Annotated in this window: 28 protein-coding genes; 16 read left to right on the top strand and 12 right to left on the bottom strand. The window is 67.1% G+C overall.

Annotated features, from left to right (window positions below; translation table 11 throughout):
- The first annotated feature begins 6 nt into the window (after positions 1-6).
- Positions 7-543: a SixA phosphatase family protein gene (locus ASE13_RS11035; protein ID WP_056615410.1), complete on the top strand. Its 537-nt coding sequence runs from the start codon at positions 7-9 to the stop codon at positions 541-543.
- Positions 544-674: 131 nt separating this feature from the next.
- On the opposite strand, the gene ASE13_RS11030 is transcribed toward ASE13_RS11035, so the two are convergent.
- From ASE13_RS11030 to rpmF, 5 genes are all read right to left on the bottom strand, one after another.
- Positions 675-1,016 carry a MerR family transcriptional regulator gene (locus ASE13_RS11030; protein ID WP_056615407.1) on the bottom strand — a complete coding sequence of 114 codons (342 nt, stop codon included), beginning with the start codon at positions 1,014-1,016 and terminating at the stop codon, positions 675-677.
- A gap of 8 nt (positions 1,017-1,024) precedes the next feature.
- Positions 1,025-1,324, bottom strand: a complete 300-nt coding sequence (locus ASE13_RS11025) for an integration host factor subunit alpha (protein WP_029936899.1) — start codon at positions 1,322-1,324, stop codon at positions 1,025-1,027.
- A 115-nt stretch (positions 1,325-1,439) separates the two neighbouring features.
- A complete protein-coding gene (locus tag ASE13_RS11020; protein ID WP_056617665.1) occupies positions 1,440-2,390 on the bottom strand; it encodes a beta-ketoacyl-ACP synthase III in 951 nt (316 codons plus the stop codon).
- Between the two features lie 17 nt (positions 2,391-2,407).
- A complete protein-coding gene (plsX, locus tag ASE13_RS11015) occupies positions 2,408-3,439 on the bottom strand; it encodes a phosphate acyltransferase PlsX (protein ID WP_056615404.1) in 1,032 nt (343 codons plus the stop codon).
- Between the two features lie 29 nt (positions 3,440-3,468).
- Positions 3,469-3,648 carry a 50S ribosomal protein L32 gene (gene rpmF, locus ASE13_RS11010; protein ID WP_056615402.1) on the bottom strand — a complete coding sequence of 60 codons (180 nt, stop codon included), beginning with the start codon at positions 3,646-3,648 and terminating at the stop codon, positions 3,469-3,471.
- A 190-nt stretch (positions 3,649-3,838) separates the two neighbouring features.
- Here rpmF and ASE13_RS11005 point away from each other — a divergent pair, with 190 nt between their 5' ends.
- On the top strand, positions 3,839-4,273 hold the full coding sequence (locus ASE13_RS11005) for an MAPEG family protein (protein ID WP_056615396.1): 435 nt from the start codon (positions 3,839-3,841) through the stop codon (positions 4,271-4,273).
- Here the strand turns inward: ASE13_RS11005 and ASE13_RS11000 are convergent.
- The gene (locus tag ASE13_RS11000; protein WP_056615394.1) at positions 4,270-4,932 is read right to left on the bottom strand and encodes an MBL fold metallo-hydrolase; all 663 of its coding nucleotides are present in this window, start codon (positions 4,930-4,932) and stop codon (positions 4,270-4,272) included. The genes ASE13_RS11005 and ASE13_RS11000 overlap by 4 nt on opposite strands.
- Before the next feature lie 78 nt (positions 4,933-5,010).
- Here ASE13_RS11000 and pabB point away from each other — a divergent pair, with 78 nt between their 5' ends.
- From pabB to msrA, 3 genes are read left to right on the top strand one after another with little or no spacing between them, the layout of a single operon-like run.
- A complete protein-coding gene (gene pabB, locus ASE13_RS10995) occupies positions 5,011-6,780 on the top strand; it encodes an aminodeoxychorismate synthase component I (RefSeq protein WP_056617663.1) in 1,770 nt (589 codons plus the stop codon).
- A 35-nt stretch (positions 6,781-6,815) separates the two neighbouring features.
- A complete protein-coding gene (locus ASE13_RS10990) occupies positions 6,816-8,015 on the top strand; it encodes a pyridoxal phosphate-dependent aminotransferase (RefSeq protein WP_056615391.1) in 1,200 nt (399 codons plus the stop codon).
- A gap of 26 nt (positions 8,016-8,041) precedes the next feature.
- Complete coding sequence (msrA, locus tag ASE13_RS10985) at positions 8,042-8,698, top strand: peptide-methionine (S)-S-oxide reductase MsrA (RefSeq protein ID WP_056615387.1); 657 nt, start codon at positions 8,042-8,044, stop codon at positions 8,696-8,698.
- Positions 8,699-8,817: 119 nt separating this feature from the next.
- Here msrA and ASE13_RS10980 read toward each other — a convergent pair whose 3' ends face one another.
- The gene (locus tag ASE13_RS10980; RefSeq protein WP_056615384.1) at positions 8,818-9,219 is read right to left on the bottom strand and encodes a DUF1489 family protein; all 402 of its coding nucleotides are present in this window, start codon (positions 9,217-9,219) and stop codon (positions 8,818-8,820) included.
- Positions 9,220-9,250: 31 nt separating this feature from the next.
- Complete coding sequence (mgtE, locus tag ASE13_RS10975) at positions 9,251-10,654, bottom strand: magnesium transporter (protein ID WP_056615382.1); 1,404 nt, start codon at positions 10,652-10,654, stop codon at positions 9,251-9,253.
- 132 nt (positions 10,655-10,786) lie between these two features.
- Here mgtE and ASE13_RS10970 point away from each other — a divergent pair, with 132 nt between their 5' ends.
- The gene (locus ASE13_RS10970; protein WP_056615379.1) at positions 10,787-11,239 is read left to right on the top strand and encodes a peptidylprolyl isomerase; all 453 of its coding nucleotides are present in this window, start codon (positions 10,787-10,789) and stop codon (positions 11,237-11,239) included.
- Between the two features lie 29 nt (positions 11,240-11,268).
- On the opposite strand, the gene ASE13_RS10965 is transcribed toward ASE13_RS10970, so the two are convergent.
- Entirely contained in the window at positions 11,269-12,165 is an 897-nt protein-coding gene (locus tag ASE13_RS10965; protein ID WP_056615378.1) for a LysR substrate-binding domain-containing protein, read from the bottom strand.
- A gap of 298 nt (positions 12,166-12,463) precedes the next feature.
- Between ASE13_RS10965 and ASE13_RS10960 the strand changes: the two genes are divergently transcribed.
- Positions 12,464-14,752, top strand: a complete 2,289-nt coding sequence (locus ASE13_RS10960; protein WP_056615375.1) for a CDC48 family AAA ATPase — start codon at positions 12,464-12,466, stop codon at positions 14,750-14,752.
- Here ASE13_RS10960 and ASE13_RS10955 read toward each other — a convergent pair.
- Both ASE13_RS10955 and ASE13_RS10950 read right to left on the bottom strand, forming a co-directional pair.
- Positions 14,703-16,067: an MFS transporter gene (locus ASE13_RS10955; protein ID WP_082596697.1), complete on the bottom strand. Its 1,365-nt coding sequence runs from the start codon at positions 16,065-16,067 to the stop codon at positions 14,703-14,705. The genes ASE13_RS10960 and ASE13_RS10955 overlap by 50 nt on opposite strands.
- A complete protein-coding gene (locus tag ASE13_RS10950; RefSeq protein ID WP_056615372.1) occupies positions 16,010-16,330 on the bottom strand; it encodes an antibiotic biosynthesis monooxygenase family protein in 321 nt (106 codons plus the stop codon). Before ASE13_RS10950 ends, ASE13_RS10955 begins: the two co-directional genes overlap by 58 nt.
- Positions 16,331-16,400: 70 nt before the next feature.
- On the opposite strand from ASE13_RS10950, the gene ASE13_RS10945 reads away from it, so the two are divergent.
- Positions 16,401-17,150 (top strand): sulfite exporter TauE/SafE family protein, encoded by a 750-nt coding sequence (locus ASE13_RS10945; RefSeq protein ID WP_056615369.1) that lies wholly within the window; start codon positions 16,401-16,403, stop codon positions 17,148-17,150.
- Positions 17,151-17,294: 144 nt separating this feature from the next.
- On the opposite strand, the gene ASE13_RS10940 is transcribed toward ASE13_RS10945, so the two are convergent.
- Positions 17,295-18,230 (bottom strand): ribose-phosphate pyrophosphokinase, encoded by a 936-nt coding sequence (locus ASE13_RS10940; RefSeq protein ID WP_056615366.1) that lies wholly within the window; start codon positions 18,228-18,230, stop codon positions 17,295-17,297.
- Between the two features lie 104 nt (positions 18,231-18,334).
- On the opposite strand from ASE13_RS10940, the gene gltX reads away from it, so the two are divergent.
- The 8 genes from gltX to ASE13_RS10900 all read left to right on the top strand — a co-directional run bounded on the left by gltX (position 18,335) and on the right by ASE13_RS10900 (position 24,491).
- A complete protein-coding gene (gene gltX, locus ASE13_RS10935) occupies positions 18,335-19,669 on the top strand; it encodes a glutamate--tRNA ligase (protein ID WP_056615362.1) in 1,335 nt (444 codons plus the stop codon).
- Positions 19,670-19,750: 81 nt separating this feature from the next.
- Positions 19,751-20,413 carry an energy transducer TonB gene (locus tag ASE13_RS10930; protein ID WP_056617658.1) on the top strand — a complete coding sequence of 221 codons (663 nt, stop codon included), beginning with the start codon at positions 19,751-19,753 and terminating at the stop codon, positions 20,411-20,413.
- A 79-nt stretch (positions 20,414-20,492) separates the two neighbouring features.
- Entirely contained in the window at positions 20,493-20,840 is a 348-nt protein-coding gene (locus tag ASE13_RS10925) for a hypothetical protein (protein ID WP_056617655.1), read from the top strand.
- 14 nt (positions 20,841-20,854) lie between these two features.
- Positions 20,855-21,871, top strand: a complete 1,017-nt coding sequence (gene ribD, locus ASE13_RS10920; protein WP_056615359.1) for a bifunctional diaminohydroxyphosphoribosylaminopyrimidine deaminase/5-amino-6-(5-phosphoribosylamino)uracil reductase RibD — start codon at positions 20,855-20,857, stop codon at positions 21,869-21,871.
- The gene (locus ASE13_RS10915) at positions 21,871-22,479 is read left to right on the top strand and encodes a riboflavin synthase (protein WP_056615356.1); all 609 of its coding nucleotides are present in this window, start codon (positions 21,871-21,873) and stop codon (positions 22,477-22,479) included. Before ribD ends, ASE13_RS10915 begins: the two co-directional genes overlap by 1 nt.
- Positions 22,466-23,602: a 3,4-dihydroxy-2-butanone-4-phosphate synthase gene (gene ribB, locus ASE13_RS10910; RefSeq protein WP_056615353.1), complete on the top strand. Its 1,137-nt coding sequence runs from the start codon at positions 22,466-22,468 to the stop codon at positions 23,600-23,602. Before ASE13_RS10915 ends, ribB begins: the two co-directional genes overlap by 14 nt.
- Positions 23,602-24,021: a 6,7-dimethyl-8-ribityllumazine synthase gene (ribH, locus tag ASE13_RS10905; RefSeq protein ID WP_056615351.1), complete on the top strand. Its 420-nt coding sequence runs from the start codon at positions 23,602-23,604 to the stop codon at positions 24,019-24,021. Before ribB ends, ribH begins: the two co-directional genes overlap by 1 nt.
- Before the next feature lie 2 nt (positions 24,022-24,023).
- Complete coding sequence (locus ASE13_RS10900) at positions 24,024-24,491, top strand: hypothetical protein (protein WP_056615347.1); 468 nt, start codon at positions 24,024-24,026, stop codon at positions 24,489-24,491.
- Positions 24,492-24,508 lie beyond the last annotated feature (17 nt).

The raw sequence follows: 24,508 nt of genomic DNA, 5'->3' as shown, positions 1-24,508 counted from the left end.
GAAGTGATGAAGACGCTCACGCTGCTGCGCCACGCCAAGTCGGGTTGGGACGATCCGGTCGCGCGCGATTTCGATCGGCCGCTCAACCCCAAGGGCCAGCGCGCCGCCGCGATGGTCGGCCGCCACATGAAGTCGCTGGGCCTCGCCTTCGAGCGCGTCGTCGCCTCGCCCGCGGTGCGCGTGGTCGAGACGCTCGATCATGTCGGCCAGGGCTATGGCGGCGATCTCGCCCCCGCCTGGGACCAGCGCATCTACCTCGCCTCGACCGCGACTCTGCTCGACGTCGTCCACGGGCTGCCCGAAGGGGCCGATCACGTGCTCCTCGTCGGGCATAATCCGGGGCTCGAGGAACTGGTGCTGCTGCTGGTGCCCGACGGCGGCGCGCTGCGCGACGAAGTCGAGATCAAGTTTCCCACGGCGACCCTGGCCGAGATGACCTTCGACATTGCCGGCTGGGAAGAGGTGAAGGCCGGCAGTGCCACGCTGGTGCGCTTCGTGCGCCCGCGCGATCTCGATCCCAGCCTCGGGCCGGATACGCCCTGATCCAAACCGTCATCCCCGCGAAAGCGGGGACCCATCTCGTGCGTTAGCCAATCAGTCCAACAGCTGTTCCGCCGGAATGCGCGTGCCGGAGATGGGCCCCCGCTTTCGCGGGGGTGACGAACAATGATGTGCTAGCCGCCATCCTCTTCGAGCGCCTTGACCAGCGCGTCGCGGATCGCGGTGAAGGCCTGGGCGCTGCTCCGGGGCGCACCGCGACTAGCCGCCTTTTCGTCGGCCAGCAGCTTCTGCACGCCGCGGATCGTATAGCCTTGGTCGGCGAGGAGATGGTGGATGCGCCGCACCAGAGCGACATCGTCGGGCCGGTAATAGCGGCGGTTGCCCGCGCGGGTCAGCGGGCGGAGTTGGGGGAAGCGGGTCTCCCAATACCTTAATATATGTTGGGGTCGGCCGATTTCCTGCGCGAGTTCCCCTATGGTGCGGAGGGCGCCTGCCGCCTTCTCCGCGGGGGGCACGGCGCTTCTCAGTTGCCTGCCACGATGCGGTCGCGCATCATCTGGCTGGCTCTGAAAGTAAGCACCCTGCGGGGTGCGATCGGTACTTCGACACCGGTCTTGGGATTGCGGCCCACCCGTTCGCCCTTGTCGCGCAGGATGAAGCTGCCGAAACCGGAGATCTTGACGTTCTCGCCCTTCGAAAGGGCTTCGCACATATGGGCTAGAATCTGCTCGACGAGACGCGAGGCATCGGCGCGCGAGAGCCCGACTTCGCGATGCAGCGATTCGGCCAGATCTGCCCTTGTCAGCGTGCCCGCAGCCGGCATGTCGGCATGTCCCCCAAGTTAATCAGTGTACGTTCTTGACTCTATCAGATTGCGATCACGCCGCAAACCTCAACATTCCGCCTCGGTAACGACTCATCACCCAATCTGACACATATCAGAAACGTACGACCGCTGCACCCCAGGTAAAACCCCCACCCATGGCTTCGAGCACCAGGAGGTCGCCTCGCTTGATCCGCCCGTCGCGGACCGCGGTATCGAGCGCGAGCGGCACCGATGCCGCCGAGGTGTTGGCATGCTGGTCGACGGTGACGATCACTTTGCCCGGTGCAAGCCCGAGCTTGCGCGCAGTGGCATCGAGGATGCGGGCATTGGCCTGGTGCGGCACCACCCAGTCGACCTGGTCCGAGGACAGTCCGGCGGCGCCGAGCGTCTCCTCCATCACCGCGGCGAGATTGACCACGGCGTGGCGGAAGACCTCGCGCCCCTTCATCCGCAGCTTGCCGACGGTGCCCGTGGTCGAGGGGCCGCCGTCGACATAGAGCAGGTCGTTGTGGCGCCCATCGGCGTGCAGCCGGGTGGCGAGGATGCCGCGGCCGGTCGCCGCGTCGCTTTCCTGGCCCTCGAGCACGATCGCGCCGGCGCCGTCGCCGAACAATACGCAGGTCGCGCGGTCTTCCCAGTCGAGGATGCGGCTGAAGGTTTCCGCGCCGATCACCAGCGCGCGCCGGTGTGCGCCCGCGCGGATCATCGAATCGGCGACCTGCACTGCGTAGAGGAAGCCCGAGCATACCGCCGCGACGTCGAACGCGACGCAGTCGTTGATGCCGAGTGCAGTCTGGACACGGGTGGCGCTGGCCGGGAAGGTCTGGTCGGGGGTGGCGGTGGCCAGCACGATCAGGTCGATATCGGTCGCGGCGATCCCTGCCGATTCGAGCGCGGCGCGCGCCGCCGCGGTCGCCAGCGTGCTCGTGGTCTCATCATCCCCGGCGATATGGCGGAAGCGGATTCCGGTGCGCTCGACGATCCATTCGTCGGAAGTCTCGACGCGCTCCGCCAGCTCGGCATTGGAAACGCGTCGTTCCGGCAGGAAGGAGCCGGTACCCATAATCACCGAACGAATGGTCACGCAGCCTTTGCCTCGAAATTCCCGAGATCCTCGGCGATTCGCCGATTGAGGTCGTCGCGCAGCATCTTCGCCGCGAAGCCGATTGCCGTGTCTACGCCCAGTTCGTTCGCGCTGCCATGGCTCTTCACGACGATGCCGTTCAGCCCGAGGAAGATCGCGCCATTGTGATTGTTGGGATCGAGATGGGTACGCAGCAGCTCGGTGGCCGGGCGCGAGATCAGGAATCCGATCTTCGAGCGCGTCGAGCTGGAGAAAGCGCGCTTGAGCAGGTCCGCGACGAAACGCGCAGTGCCTTCGATCGTCTTCAGCGCGATATTGCCCGAGAAACCGTCGCAGACGATCACGTCGACTTCGCCGCGCGAGAGCTTGTTGCCTTCGATGAAGCCCTTGAAGTCGAGCCGGAGATGCCGGGCGGCGCGCAGCTCGGCGGCCGCCTCGCGGATCTTGTCGGTGCCCTTCATCTCTTCGGTGCCGATGTTGAGCAGCGCGACGCGGGGGCTTTCGAGGTCGAGCGCGATTCGCGCATAAGCGGCGCCCATCACCGCGAACTGGACGAGGTTCTGCGCGTCGACCTCGGTATTGGCGCCGAGATCGAGCATGACGGTGTCGTTCTCGCCGAGCGTCGGCATCAAGGCAGCGAGCGCCGGGCGATCGATGCCGGGCATCGTCCGCAGCGACAATTTCGCCATTGCCATCAGCGCGCCGGTGTTGCCCGAGGATACCGCGGCGCCGGCCTTGCCCTGCTTCACCTGATCGATGGCGATTCCCATCGACGTGGTCTTGGCGCGGCGAATCGCGGTGCTCGGCTTTTCATCGGCCGCGACGACGCCGGCCGCGTGGACGATCTCCGACGCAGCCGTCAAATTCGGGTGGCTTTCGAGACCCGCGCGAATCTGCGCCTCGTCGCCGACGAGGATGAATTCCATCCCCTCGAAACGACGGCGCGCACGCGCAACGCCCGCGAGCATAACCGCGATCCCCTCGTCGCCGCCCATCGCATCGACGGCGATTCGCATTGGGGTGGTCATGCCGGCTGGCCCTGGGTCGCGTGCGTGGCTCAGCCCTCGACGGAGGTGACTTCGCGGCCGTTATAATGGCCGCACGCCGTGCACAGATTGTGCGGGCGCTTCAATTCGCCGCAGTTCGAGCATTCCTGGAACGCATCGACCGTGAGCGCATCGTGCGCCCGGCGCATGCCACGCCGCGAGGGCGAGGTCTTTCTCTTGGGAACGGCCATTCAGGCACCTTTACTTCGAAGAACACATGAATCAGGTCGCGATACGCCCGCATAGGTGTCCGGGCAAGCGACGGTTAGGCCGGCTGCCCGCCGGACCAACGGGGCAGGTCACGAAGCGAGGCCGCGCGTATACCGATTCTTGCCCGAGTTGCAAGGGCGTGGCAGATCGGAAGCTCAAAAGGGGACCTCCATGACACTCTTCCTGCCCGTCACGCTGACCGCTGCCGGCGCCGCCGCTTTGCTCAACTTTTGGCTCGGCGTGCGAATCTCGCGAATCCGCGTGTCGAACAGGATTCTCCATGGCGAGGGTCCCAATGGCGAGCTGACCACGCGGATGCGCGCGCATCTCAACTTCACCGAATATGCGCCGATCACGCTGATTCTCATTGCCCTGATCGAACTCGCGACGGGGCCGACGATCTGGCTCTGGGGATTTGCCGCCGCGTTTCTGCTCGGCCGGGCGCTCCATGCGGTCGGGATGGTCGCGCGGCTGTGGATGCGGCAGGCGGGGATGCTGCTCACCTTCCTGCCGATGCTGGCACTCGCCGGCTATGCCATCTATCTCGGCGCGCAGGCGCCCAAGCAGCCGCCGACCACCGTCTTCAAGATCCGCCCGGTCGGTTAGCCGCGCGCCAGCGCCGCATCGCTCACGAAGGGATTGGTCCGCCGCTCATGCGCGAAATTGCTCGGCTGGCCATGGCCGGGGACGAATACCGTGTCGTCCCCCAGCGGCCATAGCCTGCCGGTGATCGCGTCGATCAGGTCCTGATGATTGCCCTTGGGGAAGTCGGTGCGGCCGATCGATCCCTGGAACAGCACGTCGCCGACGATCGCCAGCTTCGACGGCGCATGGTGGAAGACGACATGGCCCGGCGTGTGGCCGGGGCAATGATAGACGTCGAGCACCAGCTCCCCGACGGTCACCTGGTCGCCATCGGCCAGCCAGCGGCCGGGCTCGAACGGCACGCCGCGCACGCCATATTTGCGGCCATCCTCTTCGAGTCTGTCGATCCAGAAGCGGTCGGCCTCGTGCGGGCCCTCGATGCCGACACCCAGCTCGGCGGCGAATTCGCCGGCCAGTCCGCAATGGTCGATATGGCCATGGGTGATCAGGATCTTCTCGATCGTCACCTTGTGCTGCGCGGCCGCCGCGCGGAGACGATCGAGATCGCCGCCCGGATCGACAAAGGCGCCGCGCATCGTGCGCGTGCACCAGAGCAGGCTGCAATTCTGCTGGAGCGGCGTGACCGGCACGATCGCCACGCGCATCGGAGGGTTCGACATGCGCCGCTGATAGGTCGCGCAGGGTACGGCGGCAACACGGGCTTGCCGTAAGGCGGCGGCGGCGGCATGCGCAGCGCGATGGCGTTGCCCGCTCCTCCCTTCGTGCTGTTCGACGATGCCCGGCCGGGGGGCGCGGCGGCGCGGCTCTATGCCGATCCGGTGGAGATCGTGCGTGCCGACCGGCCCGAACAGGTCCGGCCCGCGCTCGAGGCGCTGCGGACCGCGCGTGCGCGCGGGCTCGAAGCGGCGGGCTATATCCGATACGAGGCGGCGGCGGGGCTCGAGCCGAAGCTGGCGCATCTCGCCGGGCAGGGCCCCTTGCTCTGGTTCGGGCTGTTCAACGGCTATGAGGAAGTCGACCCCGCAGCGATCCTGCCCGATCCCGCCGGGGCATGGGCCGGAGCGCCGGAACCGCGGATCACGCGCCGCGATTATGCCGAAAGCTTCGCCCGGGTCGCCGAACTGATTGCGGCGGGCGATATCTACCAGGCCAATCTCACCTTCCGCGCCGAAGTGCCGACGGCGGGCTCTCCCGCCTCGGTCTATGCCCTGGTGCGCGGGCGCGCGGCGGCGGGCTATGGCGCGCTCGTCGCCACCGGCGAGGAGTGGTTGCTGTCCTTCTCGCCCGAGCTCTTCTTCGCGCTCGAGGGCGGCAGGCTCACTGCGAAGCCGATGAAGGGCACGACCGTGCGTGACACGGATCCGGCGCGCGACGCGGCCAATGCCGCGGAGCTGCGCGCCGATCCCAAGCAGCGCGCCGAGAATCTGATGATCGTCGATCTGATGCGCAACGATCTCAGCCGCGTGTCGCGCGCCGGCAGCGTCGCGGTGCCCCAGCTCTTCCATGTCGAGCATTATCCGACGGTCCATCAGATGGTGTCGACGATCACCGCCGATCTCGACCCGGACCATGATGCGATCGACGCGCTGGCGGCCTTGTTCCCCTGCGGCTCGATCACCGGCGCACCCAAATTGCGGGCGATGGAAGTCATCGCCGAAACCGAGGACGCGCCGCGCGGCATCTATACCGGCGCGATCGGCCGGCTCGACGCGAACGGCGATGCGATGTTCAACGTCGCGATCCGCACGCTGACCGTTGCCGGGGGCGACTCGCGCGCGGTTTTGGGTTTAGGGTCGGGCGTGGTTGCCGATTCGGACCCGGAGCAGGAATGGCAGGAATGCCTCGCCAAGGGCGCATTCGTGACGGCGGGTGAGCGCCCGTTCGACCTGATCGAGACGATGCGCTTCGATCCGATGGAGGGCATCCCGCTGCTCGAGCGCCACCTTGGGCGGATGAAAAGCAGCGCGGCGGCACTCGGCTTCGCTTTCGACCGCCATTCGGTACGCAACGAGCTCCAGGCCGCGACTTTCCGGCTGCGGGCGCCTTCGAAGGTGCGGCTGCTGCTCGGGCGCTCGGGCGCGATCTCGATCGGCATCAGCCCCTCGCCCGAGATATCCGATCAACCGATGGGTGTGGCGATCCGCCCCCTCGAAGTCGCGCCGGACGACTTTCGACTGCGCCACAAGACCAGCCGCCGCGGCTTCTACGATCGCGCGCGTGCGGCGGCGGGCGTGCCGGAAGTCGTATTCACCGACGCGCAGGGCTTCCTCACCGAAGGCAGCTTCACCAGCATCTTCGTGGGAAGCGCCGACGGCGTGCTCCTCACGCCGCCGCTGGCGCGCGGGCTGCTCCCCGGCGTGCTCCGCGCCGAGCTGATCGAGAGCGGCCGTGCGGTCGAGCGGGATTTGCGTCCGGAGGATCTCGCAGGCGGTTTCCAGCTGGGCAATGCACTGCGCGGACTCGTATCTGCCGTTACAGTTGCGGAGCCGGCGAAGGCAGACGTATAGGCGCGGCCATTCCCTTCCGGAAAAGGCCCAGGACCATGCAGACCTCCGCCGCGCTCCAGCGCATCCAGCCCTCCGCCACGCTCGCGATGACGAGCCGCGTGTTCGAGCTGAAGCGGCAGGGCATCGACGTGATCGGCCTCGGCGCCGGCGAGCCCGATTTCGACACCCCCGATTTCGTCAAGGAAGCGGCGATCGAGGCGATCCGCGCGGGCAAGACCAAGTACACCAATGTCGACGGCACCCCCGAATTGAAGCAGGCGGTGGTCGCCAAGTTCGCGCGCGACAACGGCCTGACCTATGCCGAGAACCAGATCAGCGTGAACTCGGGCGGCAAGCACACCTTGTTCAATGCCTTCTGTGCGACGATCGACGCCGGTGATGAAGTCGTCATCCCCGCACCCTATTGGGTGAGCTATCCCGACGTGGTCGAGTTCGCCGGCGGCAAGCCGGTGTTCATCGCGGCGGGCGCCGACCAGAATTACAAGATCCGTCCCGAGCAGCTCGAAGCCGCGATCACTGCCAAGACCAAATGGGTTGTGCTCAACTCGCCGTCCAACCCGACGGGGGCGGCGTACAGCGCTGCCGAGCTCAAGGCGCTCGGCGAAGTGCTCGAGCGGCACCCGCACGTGCTGATCTATGCCGACGACATGTACGAGCACATCCTCTACGACGGCTTCGAATTCGCGACGATCGCGCAGGTCGTCCCCTCGCTCTACGATCGCACGCTCACCGCCAACGGCGTGTCCAAGGCCTATGCGATGACCGGCTGGCGGATCGGCTATGCCGGCGGCCCGGTGTGGCTCATCAAGGCGATGGGCAAGCTCCAGTCGCAGTCGACGTCGAACCCGTGCAGCATCTCGCAGGCGGCCTCGGTCGCTGCGCTCAACGGTGACCAGAGCTTCCTCAAGGAGCGCGTCGCGGCGTTCCAGGGGCGACGCGATCTGGTCGTGTCTATGCTCAACCAGATCAACGGCATGACCTGCCCGCGCCCCGAAGGCGCCTTCTATGTCTATCCCGAATTCGCCGGGCTGATCGGCAAGACGACGCCCAAGGGGCAGACGATCACCACCGACGAGGAAATGATCGCCTATCTGCTCGATGAGGCCAAGGTCGCGGCGGTGCACGGCGCCGCGTTCGGCCTCTCGCCGGCGATGCGGATCAGCTATGCGACGTCGGAGGCTTTGCTGACCGAGGCGTGCACGCGCATCCAGACTGCCTGCGCGGCCTTGCGCTGAGGCACGGAACGCACGATCTTGCGCCCATGCTGAAATGGGCCCTTCCCGCTGGCCTCGCCGGAGCGGCATTGCTGCTGCCGGCGATCGCCGCCCCCGCCGCCGAGCGCGCGGTGCCGATCCCGCCGCCGGCGCAGGATGTTCCCGGCGGCAAGAACGAGCAGGTCGCGGTGCTTGCCGGCGGCTGCTTCTGGGGGATGGAGGCCGTCTTCCAGTCGGTGAAGGGCGTGCATTCGGTGACCAGCGGCTTTGCCGGCGGCACCAAGGGCACTGCCAGCTACGGCCAGGTGTCGACCGAACGCACTGCCCATGCCGAAGCGGTGCGTATCGTCTACGATCCAACGAAGGTGAGCTACGGCACGCTGCTGCGCGTCTATTTCTCGGTCGCCCACGATCCGACCCAGCTCAACCGCCAGGGCCCCGATGTGGGCCCCAGCTATCGATCGGCGATCTTCCCGCAAGACGCTGCCCAGCGCCGTGTCGCCACCGCCTATATCGCGCAGCTCGGCCGCACCAAAGCGTGGCCCAGGCCGATCGTGACCAGGATCGAGAGCGGCGCTTTCTATCCCGCCGAAGCCGCGCATCAGGACTTTTTCTGGCGGAACCCGACGCACCCCTACATCGTGCGCTGGGACAAGCCCAAGGTCGCCGCGTTTAGGAATGCCTTCCCGCAACTCGCGAATTGAGCGGCGCGCAACCTCCGTTCGCCCTGAGCTTGTCGAAGGGCACCCATCCGTAAGCGAACCGCTTTAGGCGGTGCTTCGACAAGCTCAGCACGAACGGGACGGGGGCGTTCGATGCGCTCTCAAATCAGCCCCATCGCTGCGAGTTCGCCGACCAGGCCCGCCGGCATCTCGGCAACCCCCGCACCGGCCTCGCCCAGATCGACCGGGGCGTCCTTGCCTTCGAGATAGCGCCAGCCCTGGTGCGCGCGCTTCGGCCGCGCCTGGACGAGCACCAGTTTCGGCTCGAGATAGATCGCCACGCGCCCGCCCTCGGCCTCGCCGAAGCCCAGGATCGGCGAGCGGCCGATCAACTGGTGCTTGATGATCCAGAACAGCGATCCACCGGCAATCTCTTCATGCCTTTTGGGCAGATAGCGCGTGGTCAGGAAGGCAGGCTGGTGCGCCGCCTTGAGCGCGAGGCGCTCCTGCAGATATTCGATGCTGTCGCAGCCATAGGCGACCTTGGTCAGATGTAGCGGCACGGCTGCAATCTGGGGTTGCGGCGGCTCGCGATCAACCGACCAGCCCGCTCGCCGTGGCGAGGCCGAGAAAGGCGAGGAACCCCATCGAATCGGTCACCATGGTGACGAACACCGACGACGCGACTGCCGGATCCTGCCGGAAGCGCTCGAGCGTCAGCGGCACCAGCACGCCGGCCAGTCCTGCGATCAATATGTTGGCGAGCATCGCCGCCGCGATCACCATCCCCAGCGCCGCGTCCTGGAACGCCGCGCCGATGCCGAGCCCGATCACCGCCGCGACGGTGAGCCCGTTTAGCACCGCGATCGAGATCTCGCGCCGGATCGCACGCAGCGTGTTGGATTGGGTCAGCTGGTTGGTGGCGAGCGCGCGCACGGTCACTGCCAGCGTCTGCGTTCCGGCATTGCCGCCGACCCCGGCGACGATCGGCATCAGCGCCGCGAGCATGGCCTTTTGCGCGATCGTCGCGTCGAAGAGGAACACGATCGTCGCGGGCACCAGCGCCGTCACCAGATTGGTGAGCAGCCAGCGGACGCGGCCCTTGTAGCTGTCGATCACCGGCTCGTTGATGTCGCCTTCGCCCGCGCCCGACAGGTGCAGGATGTCCTCGCCGGCTTCTTCGGAGATGATGTGGACCACGTCGTCGACGGTGATCATGCCGACCAGCCGGCCGTTCGAATCGATCACCGCGGCCGAGATCAGCGCGTATTTCTGGAAGCGGAGCGCCACTTCCTCCTGGTCCATATCGGCCGGGATCAGCGTCTGCTCGCGCTTCATCACGTCGGCGATCGAAACCGCGCGCGGCGTCCGCAGGATCCAGCTCAGATGGCAGGTGCCCACCGGATGGTGCGCGGGATCGACCACGAAGATTTCCCAGAAATCGGTGGTCAGCTCTTCTTCGCGCCGCAGATAATCGAGCACGTCGCCGACCGTCCAATGCTGGGGCACCGCGATCAGCTCGCGCTGCATCAGGCGGCCGGCGGTTTCCTCAGGGTATGAGAGCGCCTCCTCGATCGCGGCGCGATCGTCGGGGTCGAGCGCGCGGAGCACTTCGCGCTGATCCTCGACGTCCATGTCCTCGATGATCGCGACGGCGTCGTCGGTATCGAGTTCGGCGGCGATGTCCGCCACCTGGTGGGGCTCGAGCGCGTCGACCAGCGCCTCGCGCACCCAGTCGTTCATCTCGGCGAGCACGTCGCCGTCGATCAGGTCCGAGATCGCCGCCGCCAGCGCCGGGCGCAGCTCGGCGGGAGTCAGCTCGACGAGATCGGCGATGTCGGCAGGATGGAGCGGGGCGACGCGCGCGCGGGCAGTCTCGGCATCGCCCGCGGCGACCGCCTCGAGCACGGCGCTGACGAATTCGGGCTTGAGCCGATCGTCCTCGTCGAGCTCGCTTTCGGGCGCCCGCGATTCTGGATGAAGTTCGGTCTCGCTCATCGTTCGACCTCCCTGATGCGCCCGGTTGCGCCGCTCCTAGCGCGGCGCGTCGCCACTGCCAATGCAGCGCGCATGTTGCAAGCCACAGGCAAGGTGCTTAGGGCCGCAGGCAAAGTTCCATTGGAGTAGTCTATGTCCGCCAGCACGCTCGTCCTGACTCTCGATACCGGCGATGTCCGGATCAAGCTTCGTCCCGATCTGGCGCCGAAACATGTCGAGCGCATCGTCAAGCTGGCGGAGGACGGCTTCTACGACGGCGTCGTCTTCCACCGCGTGATCGACGGCTTCATGGCGCAGGGCGGCGATCCCTCGGGCACCGGCATGGGCGGCTCGAAGGAGCCCAACCTTCCGCAGGAATTCAGCGGCGAGCCGCACGTCCGCGGGATCTGCTCGATGGCGCGGACCAACGATCCCAACAGCGCCAACTCGCAATTCTTCATCTGCCTCGACGACGCGACCTTCCTCGATCGCCAGTACACGGTGTGGGGCGAAGTGACCGAAGGCATGGAGAACGTCGACGCCCTCCCCAAGGGCGAGCCGCCGCGCACGCCCGGCAAGATCGTCAAGGCGACCGTCGAGGCGTAAAATCCCGTCACCCCGGCGAAGCCGGGGTCTCAGGCCGCCGGCGCGTCGACGCCGAGCGACTCGATCAGCCAGTCGTGGAAGATCCGCACCGGGCGCTGGCTCAGCGCGCGCGGGCGGCAGACGAACCAATAGCTGTAATGGCTCTCCACCGTCAGGTCGAAGAGCTGGACGAGCCGTTCGTCGCGCGCCGCCTCGAAATGCGATTCGAGCATGAAGGCGACGCCGAGTCCCTGCGCTGCCGCCTCGAGCATCAGATTGCCCGAATCGAAATGGTCGATCGCCAGCGGCTCGAGATCGGGGAAGCCCGCCGCCGCGCGCCACGCAGTGAAGGTCTCGGGCATGTCGCGATGGACCAGGGCGGTGAGCTTCGAAAGCTGCTCGGGCCGCGTGATCGGATCGGGACCTTCGACGAGGCTGCGCGCGCCGATGACGTGGACGCGGTTGCGATCGAGCCGGCGCGAATAGAAGCCCGGATCGATGTCGCGGGCGATCACGATCGCCGCGTCGAGCCCGTCGCCGAGCCGCGCCACGCCATAGCCCGCGGTATCGACGTCGAGGTGCAGTTCGGGGTGACGGCGCTTGAGCTCGGGGAGCCGCGGCAGCAGCTGCTGCGTCGCATAGAGCGGCAGCACGCCGAGCCGCAGCCGCAGCAATTCGCTGCCGCTGGTCATCGCCTCGACCGCGTCGGTCATCGCATCGAGTGCCGGTGCGATCAGCCCCAGCAGCCGGTCGCCATCGTCGTTGAGCCGCAGCGCCTGGTGGCGGCGCTCGAACAACGGCTTGCCGATGAAGCGTTCGAGCGATTGCACCCGACGGCTCAGTGCCGGCGAGGAAAGTGCGAGTTCCTCCGCGGCGGCCTTGATCGAGCCGAGACGCGCAACCTGGACGAATGCCTCGATGGCGGTGAGGGGCGGTAGCCTACGCATGATCTTTCTTTTGTGCACTGCGGTACAAGCTTCGCCGAGAGCTCGCGCCGGTGCAAGCCTTCAATGCGCCTGTGCAGCCACTATCGTACGGTGCCATTACGATTGCAACCTTTGCAATTCGGCTGGATGCATTTCGCACTTGCACAATAATTCGCCGCACTGCACATAGGACGTGCCTTTCAGGCATCCTCTCCTAAAACTTTCCCGGCGGGTCCTTGTGGCCCGCCTTTTTTTTGCCCCTCGCGGCACGGAAAGTCCGTTCCTATGTTCCCGCTTCATTGCCTGAAGGAAATGAAGCGTGGCGGACGACGAGACTAGAGGACGCAAGTTACAAGTTGCGAACAGCCGGCCCGAGGATAGCGGCCGCGGCATAGCGCACATCCCGCGCAGCCAGATGGCTGCGCTCGGCATCACCGAAGGCGATGTGATCGAGATCGTCGGCAAGCGCGCCACGCCGGCGCGCGCAGTGCTTCCTTATGCCGAGGATGAAGGACTCGAATTGCTCCGCATCGACGGGCTCCAGCGCGCCAATGCCGGCGTCGGCTCGGGCGATTTCGTCGAGGTCCGGGCGGCAGTGTCCAAGCCGGCGACGCGCGTCGTGTTCGCGCCGGCCCAGGCCAATCTTCGGCTCCAGGGCTCGGCACAGGCGCTTCAGCGCACCTTCTACGGCCGGCCGCTCGCGCAGGGCGACATCGTCGCCACCGCCGGGCATCACCGCGTCGTCGATCCCAACGTCCAGCGCTGGGTCAATGCGCCGGCCTATGCGCTGCAGGAGATTCGCCTCGCGGTGGTCGCGGCAACGCCCAAGGGCATCGTCCATATCGACGAGAATACCGAGGTCGAGCTGCGGCCCGAGTTCGAGGAGGCATCCGAGAGCCGCCGCGCCGACGTGACCTATGACGATATCGGCGGGATGGCCTCGACGATCGACCAGCTCCGCGAGATGGTCGAGCTGCCCTTGCGCTATCCCGAACTGTTCCAGCGTCTCGGCGTCGATCCGCCCAAGGGCGTGCTGCTCCACGGCCCGCCCGGAACCGGCAAGACCCGGCTGGCGCGCGCCGTGGCGAACGAGAGCGACGCCACCTTTCACTTGATCAATGGCCCCGAGATCATGGGCTCGGCCTATGGTGAGTCCGAAGGGCGGCTGCGCCAGGTGTTCGAGGAAGCGGCCAAGTCGGCGCCGTCGATCGTGTTCATCGACGAGATCGATTCGATCGCGCCCAAGCGCGGCCAGGTTTCGGGCGAGGCCGAGAAGCGCCTCGTCGCGCAGCTGCTGACCCTGATGGACGGGCTGGAGGCGCGCGCCAACATCGTCGTGATCGCGGCGACCAACCGTCCCGAGGCGATCGACGAGGCATTGCGGCGTCCCGGCCGCTTCGACCGCGAGATCGTCGTCGGCGTGCCGGACGAGCGCGGCCGTCGCGAGATTCTCGGCATCCACACGCGCGGCATGCCGCTCGGCGATCGCGTCGATCTCGGCGAACTGGCCCGGACGACCTATGGGTTCGTCGGCGCCGATCTCGCCGCGCTCACCCGCGAGGCGGCGATCGAGGCGGTGCGGCGGCTGATGCCGCAGCTCAATCTCGAGGACCGCACCATCCCGCCCGAGGTGCTCGATACGCTTTCGGTGACGCGCGAGGATTTCCTCGAGGCATTGAAGCGCGTCCAGCCTTCGGCAATGCGCGAAGTGATGGTCGAGGCGCCGCGCGTCCGCTGGGAAGATGTCGGCGGGCTCGACGACGCCCAGATGCGGCTCAAGGAAGGCGTCGAGCTGCCACTCAAGGATCCCGACGCGTTCCGCCGCCTCGGCATCCGCCCGGCAAAGGGCTTCCTGCTCTATGGCCCGCCCGGCACCGGCAAGACCCTGCTCGCCAAGGCAGTCGCGCGCGAGGCGGAAGCGAACTTCATCGCCACCAAGTCGAGCGACCTGCTCAGCAAATGGTATGGCGAGTCCGAGCAGCAGATCGCGCGCCTCTTCGCCCGCGCGCGCCAGGTCGCCCCGTGCGTGATCTTCATCGACGAGCTCGACAGCCTCGTCCCCGCACGCGGCGGGGGCTTGGGCGAGCCGCAGGCGACCGAGCGGGTGGTCAACACCATTCTGTCAGAGATGGACGGGCTCGAGGAGCTCCAATCGGTGGTGGTGATCGGTGCGACCAATCGACCCAATCTGATCGATCCGGCGCTGCTCCGGCCCGGGCGGTTCGACGAACTGGTCTATGTCGGCGTACCCGACAAGGCCGGGCGCGAGCGCATCCTCAAGATCCAGACCGCGAAGATGCCGCTCGCGAGCGATGTCGACCTCGCTGCGATCGCCGAGGAGACCGAACGCTATACCGGCGCCGATCTCGAGGACGTGGTCCGCCGCGCCGGCCTGGTCGCGCTGCGGAAATCGCTGGGTGCCAGCCATGTCTCCATGGCCGATTTCGAAGACGCCCTCGCCGATTCGCGCGCCACGGTAACGCCCGAGATGGAGGAGGAGTACGAGGCTATGTCCGGCCGGCTGAAGCAGCAGGCATCGGCGATCCAGCCGCTCGGCTTCATTGCGCCGGGGATGCTCCACGGCCGGGGTCCGAAGGGCGCAGATTGAGCCAGCCGTAGAGGAGCAGGCACGCGAGTGCGGCGGCCGCTGTCAGATACGGCAGCGGCCGCCACAGCTCGTACAGCCCCACCCCGATCGAGGGCCCGAGCACGAACGCCGCGCCGTTGACCGAAGTGACCTTGCCCGCGACCGATCCCTGCGCCTCGGCGCCGACCGCGAGCGACGATCCCGCCGTGAAGCCCGGCCGCGCCAGCCCCATGCCGAGCGAAGTCAGCGCATAGCCCAGCGCGATCCCGTAGAGCGACGTCGCGCTGCCGACCGCGATACAGCCGAACACTCCCAACGCCGCGCCGGCGAGGATCAGCGCGCGCGGCTTGAGGTCGAGCAGGGGAATCAGTCCCCATTGCGCGAGCAGTGCCGATCCCGCGCCCATCATCAGCACGAGACCGGTGGGATGAAGCGCCTCCATCGGCGACACCGCCAGCCGATCGATGATCAGGAAGCCGATCGCCTGCCCCGTCATCGCCTGGGCGTGGCCGATGACGAGCCCGCTGACGATCCACGCGCGCACCCGTGGGTCGAAATAGCCCACTTTCTCGCTGGTCTCGGCCGTCGCTGCGGTCACCGTCGCGCCGGTCCCCTGCCCGCCGATCGAGGGGTAGCTCGATGCCGCGCCATGGGCATAGCCTTCGTCGCGCGGAAGCAGGCGCACCACTGCGATCCAGATCACTGCCCCGATGGCCGCCGCCACGAAGGCCGGGCCCGCCAGCCCGATCTCGGGCCCGCCGCTCCAGAGATGCCCGAGCACCAGATAGGGCGCGATCGCCGGCCCCAGGATCGTCCCCAGCCCGAATGCCGAGGCGAGCAAGGTCAGCGCCCGCGTCCGCTCCTCGCGCGTCGTCCGCCCGGCGACGATCGCCTGCACCGCCGGCGGTGCGGCCGAACCGAAGGTTCCGTAGATCACCCGGCCGATGATGAACGCGATGAAGGTCGCCAGTGGCCCGAGGACGCCGTTGATCCCCAGCGCGAGGAAGATCCCGCACAATAGCAGCGACACGGTGAAGCCCGCCACGCCGACCAGCACCATCGCGCGCCGCCCGTGCCGGTCCGAACGATTCGCCCAGAAAGGCGCGGCGACTACCCACAGCAGCGCCGACACCGAGAAAACCGCCGCCACGGCGCTGTCGGCCGCGCCGAGCGATCGCCCGAGCGCCGGCAGCACCGATTGCAGTGCGGTGTTCCCCGCCGCGATCGTCAGCATCACCGTGAAGAGCAGCGCGAAGGTGCGATCGAAGCGGCGGACCCTCACTCGCGCGTCCACGAATAGCTGCGATGGATGTCGGCGACGTGCAGCCGATACCATTTGTACCATCGCCCGCGCCCCGCCTCGCGCGTCGCGGCGTGCTCGGGATGCTTGCGCCACGCCACGGCGCTCGCCTCGTCGGCCCAATAGCTGAGCGTGATGCCCAGGCCGTCCGCCGAGACGCCGTCGATTCCGCGATAGCCGGGCTGCTGTGCGGCGAGCCTGTCCATCGCCTCGGCCGCGGCGGCATAACCTTCCGGGTCGTCCCCGGTGCGCTCGGAGACGAACATCACCACCAGCTGCCCCGTGCGATCCTCTGCCATGCCCGCGCCTCCTGTCGTCTCGTCCGATAGGCACTTTGGCCTCCGGCGCAAACCCGCTACCGGCACGACCATGATCCTCGACTGGCACTTCTACGCACTCGCCATCCCCGCCGTGATCCTGCTCGGCCTCGCCAAGGGCGGGTTCGCCGGCATGGGCGCGCTGTCGCTGCCGATGCTGACCTTCGCGATCGATCCGGTGCGCGCTGCGGCGATCCTGCTGCCGATCCTGATCGCGCAGGATGTGGTCGGCGTCTGGGCGTTCCGCCGCACCGTCGATTGGAAGCTGCTCGGCTGGATGATGCCCGGCGCGGTGCTCGGCATCTGGCTCGGCTATGCCTTTGCCGCCAGCGTGTCGCCGCTTGGCGTCATGGCGGCAGTGGGGGCTATCTCGATGATTTTCGGCGCCTATCGCCTCTGGGCCGCACGTCACGCCGCCCCGCACGAGGCGGCGCGTTGGCCCCTATGGGTAGGGTCGCTGTTCGGGATAGCCTCGGGCTTCACCAGCCAGATCGCGCATGCCGGCCAGCCGCCTTTCCAGCTCTGGGTGCTGCCGCGGAAACTCGATCGCGACGTGCTGATCGGCACCACGGCCTTGTTCTTCGCGGCGATCAACTGGATCAAGGTGCCGGCTTATGCCGCGCTCGGCCAGTTTACCCGGGCCAATCTGCTCACTGCGGCGGCTTTGCTGCCGCTCGCGCTCTGCTCGACGGTCGCGGGCGTATGGCTGGTCCGCCGCATCGCCCCCGAACGCTTCTACACCGCGATCTACTGGCTGATGATCCTGGTGGGAGGCGCATTGATCTGGGAAGCGCTTCTCTAACTCCCCTCCCTGCAAGGGAGGGGCAGGGGGTGGGTGCGAGCGAAGCGAGCCCTGCGACCTCATGGCGAAAAAGAAAAGGCTGGGCATCGAGCCCGGCCTTATTCTTACCCACCCCTAACCCCTCCCTTGCAGGGAGGGGAACTCTCAGTCGAACAGCGACGACACCGAGCTTTCGTCGGCGATCCGCTTGATCGCTTCGGCGAGCAAAGGCGCGATCGTCAGATGGCGGACCTTCGCGCTCTCGGCGATGACATTGTGGTTGCCGATCGAATCGGTGATCACCAGCTCGCGCAGCGCCGATCCGTCGACCCGCGCGACAGCGCCGCCCGAGAGCACGCCGTGGGTACAATAAGCCACGACATCCTCGGCGCCCGCCGCCTTGAGCGCCGCCGCCGCGTTGCACAGGGTCCCCGCCGAATCGACGATGTCGTCGATCAGGATGCAGAAGCGTCCCTCGACCTGGCCGATGATGTTCATCACTTCGGATTCGCCCGCGCGCTCGCGGCGCTTGTCGACGATCGCCAGCGGCGCGTTGTCGAGCCTCTTGGCGAGCGCCCGTGCGCGGACCACGCCGCCCACGTCGGGCGAAACCACCATCCACTGCTTGTCGGGGAAGCGCGTCTGGATGTCGGCCGACATCACCGGGGCGCCGAACAGGTTATCGGTTGGAATGTCGAAAAAGCCCTGGATCTGGCCGGCGTGGAGATCGACCGAGAGCACCCGGTTGGCCCCCGCGGTGGTGATCAGATTGGCGACGAGCTTGGCCGAGATCGGCGTGCGCGGGCCGGGCTTCCGGTCCTGCCGGGCATAGCCGAAATAAGGGAGCACCGCAGTGATCCGCTTGGCCGATGCGCGCCGCAGCGCATCGATCATGATCAGCAGCTCCATCAGGTTGTCGTTGGCCGGATAGCTGGTCGACTGGAGCACGAACACGTCCTCGCCGCGGACATTCTCCAATATCTCGACGAAGATCTCCTCGTCGGCGAAGCGGCGGACATTGGCCTGGGTCAGCGGGATCTCGAGATAATCCGCAATCGCGCTGGCAAGCGGCATGTTCGAATTGCCGGCCATCAATTTCATATGCGCGCGCTCCGTCCGCTGGTCCCTGACGTCCCCTTAGGACGCGAAGGCGGAGAGGCAAAGGGGCATTGCCGCTAAAGCGCGCGGAGCCTAGTCCGCGGCGCATGACGGTCACCACGCGCTTCGCTCCCAGCCCTACCGGCACGCTTCATGTCGGCAATCTGCGCACTGCGCTCCACAACTGGATGTTCGCCAAGGCAAATGGCGGGCGCTTCCTGCTGCGCATCGACGACACCGATCGCGAGCGTTCGGAGGAGCGGCATGTCGCTTCGATCCGCGCCGATCTCGCCTGGCTCGGGCTCGCGCCCGACGGCGAGGAACGCCAGTCGGCGCGCTTCGATCGCTATGAGGCGCGATTCGCCGAGCTGGTCGCCGCCGGCCGCGTCTATCCGGCGTACGAGACTGCGCAGGAGCTCGATCTCCAGCGGAAGGTGCTCCTCGGCCGCGGCCTGCCGCCGGTCTATGATCGCGCCGCGCTGGCGCTGAGCGATGCCGAGCGTGCCGCCTTCGAGGCGGAGGGCCGCACGCCGCACTGGCGCTTCCGGCTCGATCACGATGCGCCGATCGAATGGGACGATCTGGTCCGCGGCCACCAGCGCTTCGATGCCGGCACGATGAGCGACCCGGTGATCCGCCGCGCCGACGGCTCGTGGCTCTATCTCTTCCCCTCGGTGGTCGATGACGTCGACATGGCCATCACGCATGTCGTGCGCGGCGAGGACCATGTCTCGAATACCGCCACCCAGCTCCAGATGTTCGACGCGCTGGGAAGCGCGCCGCCTCGCTTCGCGCACGAGGCGCTGCTGGTCGGCAACGAAGGCAAGCTCTCCAAGCGGCTCGGTTCGCTCGGCGTCGATCATTTCCGCGAGACGGGCATCGAGCCGCAGGCTCTGGTCGCCTTGCTCGCGCGGATCGGCACCAGCGATCCCGTCGAGCCCTTCGCCGATCCCGCGCCGCTGATCGCGAGCTTCGATTTCGCCCGTTTCGGCCGCGCGCCGGCGCGCTTCGACGAGGCCGAGCTCGCTCAGCTCAATGCCCGCATCGTCCACCAGCTCGGCTTCGATGCAGTTGCCGCGCGGCTTCCCGACGGCATGACGTCGGAGGCCTGGGAGGCGATCCGCCCCAATCTCTCCACGATCGCCGAGGCCGGAGACTGGTGGCGCGTGGTCGAGGGACCGATCGACTTGCCCGATCTGCCGGTTGAAGATCGCGCCTATCTCGCTTTGGCGGCGGAAGCGGCGGCGGCGATCGACTGGTCCGCCGATCCCTGGCACGCGCTCACCGGCGCGCTCAAGGAAGCGACCGGCCGCAAGGGCAAGCCACTGTTCCTGCCGCTGCGACTCGCGCTCACCGGCCGCGAACATGGTCCCGATATGGCCGCGCTCCTGCCGCTGATCGGCAAGGATCGTGCGCTGTCGCGTCTCGCGGCAGCCGGATAGCCACCCTATTTACTCGTTGAATGATACGTTGTATCATCACCAACGTCGGCACTAGACCGGCCAAGGATGGAGAGCAACGCCATGTATGCCGAACATCGCTACGCACCGCCAAAATCGCGCACCGTCAGTCTGGGCAGCGCCCTGCTGATCAATGGCGCGCTGATCGCCGGACTGATCTTCGCGGCGCCTAACGTCATTCCGAAAGGGCCCGAGGATGGCATCAATGTGATTCCGATCCGCGATCCAGTCGAACCTCCACCCATCGATCTGCCCAAACCGAAACCCGACAATCGCGCCGAGAATCCGACGCCCACTGCTCCCGACCCGTTCATCAAGAGCAAGAGCGACAATGACACGAAGACCACTCCGGTGATCGGCGATCCGCCCTTGCCGCCACTGCCAAAGGTGGACGACGGTCCGATCTTCGTCCCCGAACCGCCCCCGCCGTTGCCCCCTTTGCTCCGCGCCGAGCAGGATTCACGTTTCGCGCGGGATTTCCAGCCCGCTTATCCCGCCGCCGAGCTTCGCGCCCAGCGCGACGGTTTCGTCCAGATTAGCGTGCTGATCGGCGTGGACGGACGCGTGAAGGCCGCGCAATCGGTCAGCGCGACCAGCGACGCCTTCTTCGAGGCGACTCGCCGCCAGGCATTGTCGAAATGGCGCTTCAAGCCGGCGACGCGCGGCGGCATCCCTGAAGAGAGCTGGAAGACGCTGAGCGTCCGGTTCCTGATCAAGGACCAGTGAGCCCTTGCCGGCCGTTTCGGCGGCCGGTCGGCGCGGGGGTTTGCCCTGGAGCCCCCGCGCCCTTATCTTGGGGCTCGACATGACCTTCCTCAAATTCTTCTCGCCTCTCGCGGCGTATCGCGATCTGCGCCTCTTCCTCGCGACGCGCCGGCGGCACGAGCTGTGGTTCATGGCGCTTTCGCTCGCCATGACGACGCTGATCATCTTCGTATTCTTCAAGGATGCGAACTTCCAGAAGCCGTACGAACGCAACATCATCTATGTCGAGCAATGGCCGATCACCCGCACCGACGAGCAGATCCGCGCGCAGCAGAAGATCGATCAGGCGAAGAAGGCCATCCAGCTGGCCGAGCTGAAGAAGCGGCGCGAGGCCAAGCAGGCCGAGTTCAAGCGGCTCGACGACAAGCTCGAAAAGTGGGGCTTCTGAACGACTCGCGGTGGATGGCCGCGGCGCTCGCATTGTCCGAGCGCACGCGCGGGCGCACGGCGCCCAATCCCAATGTCGGCTGCGTGTTGGTGAAAGATGATCGCGTGATCGGCCGCGGCTGGACCCAGCCCGGTGGCCGTCCGCACGCGGAGGCGATGGCGCTCGCCCAGGCGGGCGAAAAGTCGCGCGGCGCAACTTGCTATGTCACGCTGGAGCCCTGCGCGCACGTCTCGCCGCGCGGCCCCGCTTGTGCCGACCTGCTGATCGCCGCCGGCGTCGCGCGCGTGGTGATCGCGCTCGGCGATCCCGATCCGCGCACCAATGGCCAGGGCGCGGCGCGCTTGCGTGCTGCGGGACTCGAAGTGGTCGAGGGTGTCGCCGAAGCGCCGGCGCGCGCGGCAATGCCGGGTTTCCTCACCTGCCAAACAAAGCGCCGCCCTTTCGTCACGCTCAAGCTCGCGACGTCGCTCGACGGCCGCATCGCGCTCGCCTCGGGCGAGAGCCGCTGGATCACCGGCCCGGAGGCCCGCGCCCACGCGCATCTGGAGCGAGCGCGGCACGAAGCGATCCTCGTCGGGCGCCGGACGTGGGAGATCGACCAACCAAAACTCGATGTGCGCCTTCCCGGACTCGAGTCCCGCTCGCCGAGGCGCCTACTCCTTTCTCGTCACCCCCGCGAAAGCGGGGGCCCATCTCCCGCGCTGTCCAATTTGCGGCCCGGTGAGGAGATGGGTCCCCGCTTTCGCGGGGATGACGGATGGGAATTATTGGCCACCCCGTCCGACATCGCAGCCCTCGAAGGCGTCGATCACCTGCTCGTCGAGGGCGGCGCCGAAACCGCTGCCGCGTTCCTGCGCGAAGGGTTGGTCGACCGCCTACTCCTCTACCGCGCGCCGATCCTGATCGGTGCCGGCAAGGCGGCGCTCGGCGATCTCGGCCTCGCCGATCTTGCCACGGCGCATGGCCGCTGGCGGCTCACCGATACGCGGATGCTTGGCAGCGACCGCCTCGAAGTCTACGCGAGCACCTGATGTTCACGGGAATCGTCACCGATATCGGCACTATCGTCGCCGTCAGCCGCCAGGGCGACCTGCGCGTCGAGGTATCCACCAGCTATGACGTCGGCACGATCGACCTTGGCGCGTCGATCTCCTGTTCGGGCGTGTGCCTGACGGTGGTCGACAAGGCGCCCGGCCGCGTCGCGTTCGACGTCTCGGCCGAGACCGTCTCGCGCACCGCGGCGGACATGTGGACCCAGGGGCGCCGCCTCAACCTCGAGCGCGCCCTGAAACTCGGCGACGAACTCGGCGGGCATATCGTCACCGGCCATGTCGACGGTATCGGCGTGGTCGCCGAATGGCGCGAAGAGGGCGGATCGCACCGGCTGACCATCGCGGCCGGCAAGGACCTCGCCCCCTATGTCGCTGCCAAGGGCTCGATCACTGTCGACGGCGTCTCGCTCACCGTGAATGCCGTCGAAGACACCGATGCCGGCGTAAATCTTATGCTCAACATCATTCCCCACACCGCCGCCGTCACTACATTCGGGTCCTTGCAACCCGGGCAGGCGGTCAATCTCGAGATCGACGTGCTTGCCCGTTATCTCCAGCGCATGGAGGCGCTCCGTGGCAAAGCCTGAACTGGCCCGTTTGAAGCATGGCTTCCTCTCCTCGCCCGAGGAATTGATCGACGAGGCCCGCAACGGCCGCATGTTCATCCTCGTCGACGACGAGGACCGCGAGAATGAAGGCGACCTCATCATTCCCGCCCAGATGGCGACGCCCGACGCGATCAACTTCATGGCGCGGTTCGGCCGCGGGCTGATCTGCCTCGCGCTCACCAAGGAACGCGTCGACCAGCTCGGGCTCGATCTGATGTCGCGCAACAACGGCACGCGCCACGAGACGGCGTTCACGATCTCGATCGAAGCCAAGGAAGGCGTCACCACCGGCATCTCCGCGGCCGATCGCGCGCGGACCGTCTCGGTGGCGATCGACGCCTCCAAGGGTCCGGAAGCGATCGTTTCGCCCGGCCACGTCTTCCCTTTGGTCGCGCGCGACGGCGGCGTGCTGGTCCGTACCGGGCATACCGAGGCCGCGGTCGACGTGGCCCGGCTCGCCGGGCTCAACCCTTCCGGCGTGATCTGCGAGATCATGAAGGACGACGGGACGATGGCGCGGCTCGACGATCTCGTCTCCTTCGCCCAGTTCCACAACCTCAAGATCGGCACGATCCGCGACCTGATCGCCTATCGCCGGCGCCACGATCATTTGGTCGAGAAGCGCGCCGAGGCCCGGTTCGAGAGCGACTGGGGCGGCGAATGGACCGCCTACACCTTCTGGAACAAGGCGACCGAGAGCGAGCAGGTGGCCCTGGTCAAGGGCCGGATCGACTCGTCGAAGCCCACTCTCGTCCGCATGCACGCGCTCTCGCCGTTCAGCGACATCTTCGGCGAAGGCGGCAGCCGCGGCGGCCTGCTCCGCCGCTCGATGGAGATCATCGGCGAAGAGGGCGCAGGCGTGGTCGTCGTGATCAACAAGCCGCGCCCCGACCAGTTCAGCCTCGCGCTCGAGGCCAAGGCCGGCACGCGCGAGCCCAAGGACATGGACGAGCTGCGCGATTACGGCGTCGGCGCCACCATCCTCACCGAACTCGGCGTGCAGGACATGATCCTGCTCACCAATACCCACCACACGCTTGTCGGGCTCGACGGTTACGGCCTGTCGATCGTCGGCGAGCGTGCAATCGACCTGGAGAATTGATGGCCCGCGTCCTGATCGTCGAAGCCCGTTTCTACGCGCATCTCAACGACATGCTGCTCGACGGCGCGCGCACTGCGCTGCAGGAGGCGGGGCATGATTATGAGGTCGTCACTGTCCCCGGCGCGCTCGAAGTTCCCGGCGCAGTCGCGATGGCGCTCGAGACCGGCCATTACGACGCCTATGTCGCATTGGGCGTCGTGATCCGCGGCGAGACCTATCATTTCGAGATCGTCGCGGGCGAGAGCGCGCGGGGCCTGATGGCGCTGGCGCTCGACGGAACGCCGATCGGCAACGGCATCCTGACCGTCGAGAATGAGGAGCAGGCGCTGGTCCGCGCCGATCCCGCGCAGAAGGACAAAGGCGGCGAGGCCGCGAAGGCGGCGCTGGCGATGCTGGCGCTCAAGGCCAGGTTCGCCTGACCATGCGGCCGCCGCCCACCCGCTACAAAGTGGTGGAGCGCGGCCGCCGGCTCGAAGTGATCGACACGCTGACCGGCGAACCGGTCTCGCGATCTTCCGCCCCGCTCCCGCTTGCCGGTGCCAGAGGGGAAGTCGGACCCGGTCCGCGCGATCTGTCGGCGCCTCCCTCTCCCGCAAGCGGAAGGGGAGCGCAAGCGGGCAGCGCAGGCCTGGATTCCGGCACCTTCGTCACCCGGCGCTGGTATGACGACAAGGCGCCGCGCACGATCCGCATGAACTATTCCAATCGGGCGAGGCTCACCAACCTGCGCTACGGCATCGCCGTCGCGGTGGCATTGCTCGTCGTGCTGGCCTTCCTGTTCTGGCCCTTCGCGCTGGTCCTGGTTTTCGTGGTCATTGCCAATCCGAAGATACGCACGCAGATCCGGACCGGCATCACCCGCTGGATCGACGGCTTCGATCAGGCTTGACGAGGGAAGGACACGGG

The organism is Sphingomonas sp. Root241, assembly GCF_001428865.1.
In the GTDB taxonomy this organism is placed as follows: Bacteria; Pseudomonadota; Alphaproteobacteria; order Sphingomonadales; family Sphingomonadaceae; genus Sphingomonas.
The sequence above is the reverse complement of the archived record's forward strand: the minus strand, read 5'-3'. Positions and strand labels throughout refer to the sequence as shown.

Bases quoted from the DNA above. Each gene is read 5' to 3' on its own strand.
- ASE13_RS10900 (WP_056615347.1), top strand. From the start codon at position 24,024: ATGCGGCCGCCGCCCACCCGCTACAAAGTGGTGGAGCGCGGCCGCCGG.
- ASE13_RS10940 (WP_056615366.1), bottom strand. From the start codon at position 18,230: ATGAAATTGATGGCCGGCAATTCGAACATGCCGCTTGCCAGCGCGATT.
- msrA (WP_056615387.1), top strand. From the start codon at position 8,042: ATGCTGAAATGGGCCCTTCCCGCTGGCCTCGCCGGAGCGGCATTGCTG.
- ribD (WP_056615359.1), top strand. From the start codon at position 20,855: ATGGCCGCGGCGCTCGCATTGTCCGAGCGCACGCGCGGGCGCACGGCG.
- plsX (WP_056615404.1), bottom strand. From the start codon at position 3,439: ATGACCACCCCAATGCGAATCGCCGTCGATGCGATGGGCGGCGACGAG.
- rpmF (WP_056615402.1), bottom strand. From the start codon at position 3,648: ATGGCCGTTCCCAAGAGAAAGACCTCGCCCTCGCGGCGTGGCATGCGC.
- ASE13_RS10990 (WP_056615391.1), top strand. From the start codon at position 6,816: ATGCAGACCTCCGCCGCGCTCCAGCGCATCCAGCCCTCCGCCACGCTC.
- ASE13_RS10950 (WP_056615372.1), bottom strand. From the start codon at position 16,330: ATGGCAGAGGATCGCACGGGGCAGCTGGTGGTGATGTTCGTCTCCGAG.
- ASE13_RS10945 (WP_056615369.1), top strand. From the start codon at position 16,401: ATGATCCTCGACTGGCACTTCTACGCACTCGCCATCCCCGCCGTGATC.
- ribH (WP_056615351.1), top strand. From the start codon at position 23,602: ATGGCCCGCGTCCTGATCGTCGAAGCCCGTTTCTACGCGCATCTCAAC.
- ASE13_RS11035 (WP_056615410.1), top strand. From the start codon at position 7: ATGAAGACGCTCACGCTGCTGCGCCACGCCAAGTCGGGTTGGGACGAT.
- ASE13_RS10955 (WP_082596697.1), bottom strand. From the start codon at position 16,067: ATGGTATCGGCTGCACGTCGCCGACATCCATCGCAGCTATTCGTGGAC.
- ASE13_RS10930 (WP_056617658.1), top strand. From the start codon at position 19,751: ATGTATGCCGAACATCGCTACGCACCGCCAAAATCGCGCACCGTCAGT.
- ASE13_RS11025 (WP_029936899.1), bottom strand. From the start codon at position 1,324: ATGCCGGCTGCGGGCACGCTGACAAGGGCAGATCTGGCCGAATCGCTG.
- ASE13_RS10970 (WP_056615379.1), top strand. From the start codon at position 10,787: ATGTCCGCCAGCACGCTCGTCCTGACTCTCGATACCGGCGATGTCCGG.
- mgtE (WP_056615382.1), bottom strand. From the start codon at position 10,654: ATGAGCGAGACCGAACTTCATCCAGAATCGCGGGCGCCCGAAAGCGAG.
- ASE13_RS11005 (WP_056615396.1), top strand. From the start codon at position 3,839: ATGACACTCTTCCTGCCCGTCACGCTGACCGCTGCCGGCGCCGCCGCT.
- ASE13_RS10965 (WP_056615378.1), bottom strand. From the start codon at position 12,165: ATGCGTAGGCTACCGCCCCTCACCGCCATCGAGGCATTCGTCCAGGTT.
- pabB (WP_056617663.1), top strand. From the start codon at position 5,011: ATGGCGTTGCCCGCTCCTCCCTTCGTGCTGTTCGACGATGCCCGGCCG.
- ASE13_RS10915 (WP_056615356.1), top strand. From the start codon at position 21,871: ATGTTCACGGGAATCGTCACCGATATCGGCACTATCGTCGCCGTCAGC.
- ASE13_RS11000 (WP_056615394.1), bottom strand. From the start codon at position 4,932: ATGTCGAACCCTCCGATGCGCGTGGCGATCGTGCCGGTCACGCCGCTC.
- ASE13_RS10925 (WP_056617655.1), top strand. From the start codon at position 20,493: ATGACCTTCCTCAAATTCTTCTCGCCTCTCGCGGCGTATCGCGATCTG.
- gltX (WP_056615362.1), top strand. From the start codon at position 18,335: ATGACGGTCACCACGCGCTTCGCTCCCAGCCCTACCGGCACGCTTCAT.
- ASE13_RS11020 (WP_056617665.1), bottom strand. From the start codon at position 2,390: ATGGGTACCGGCTCCTTCCTGCCGGAACGACGCGTTTCCAATGCCGAG.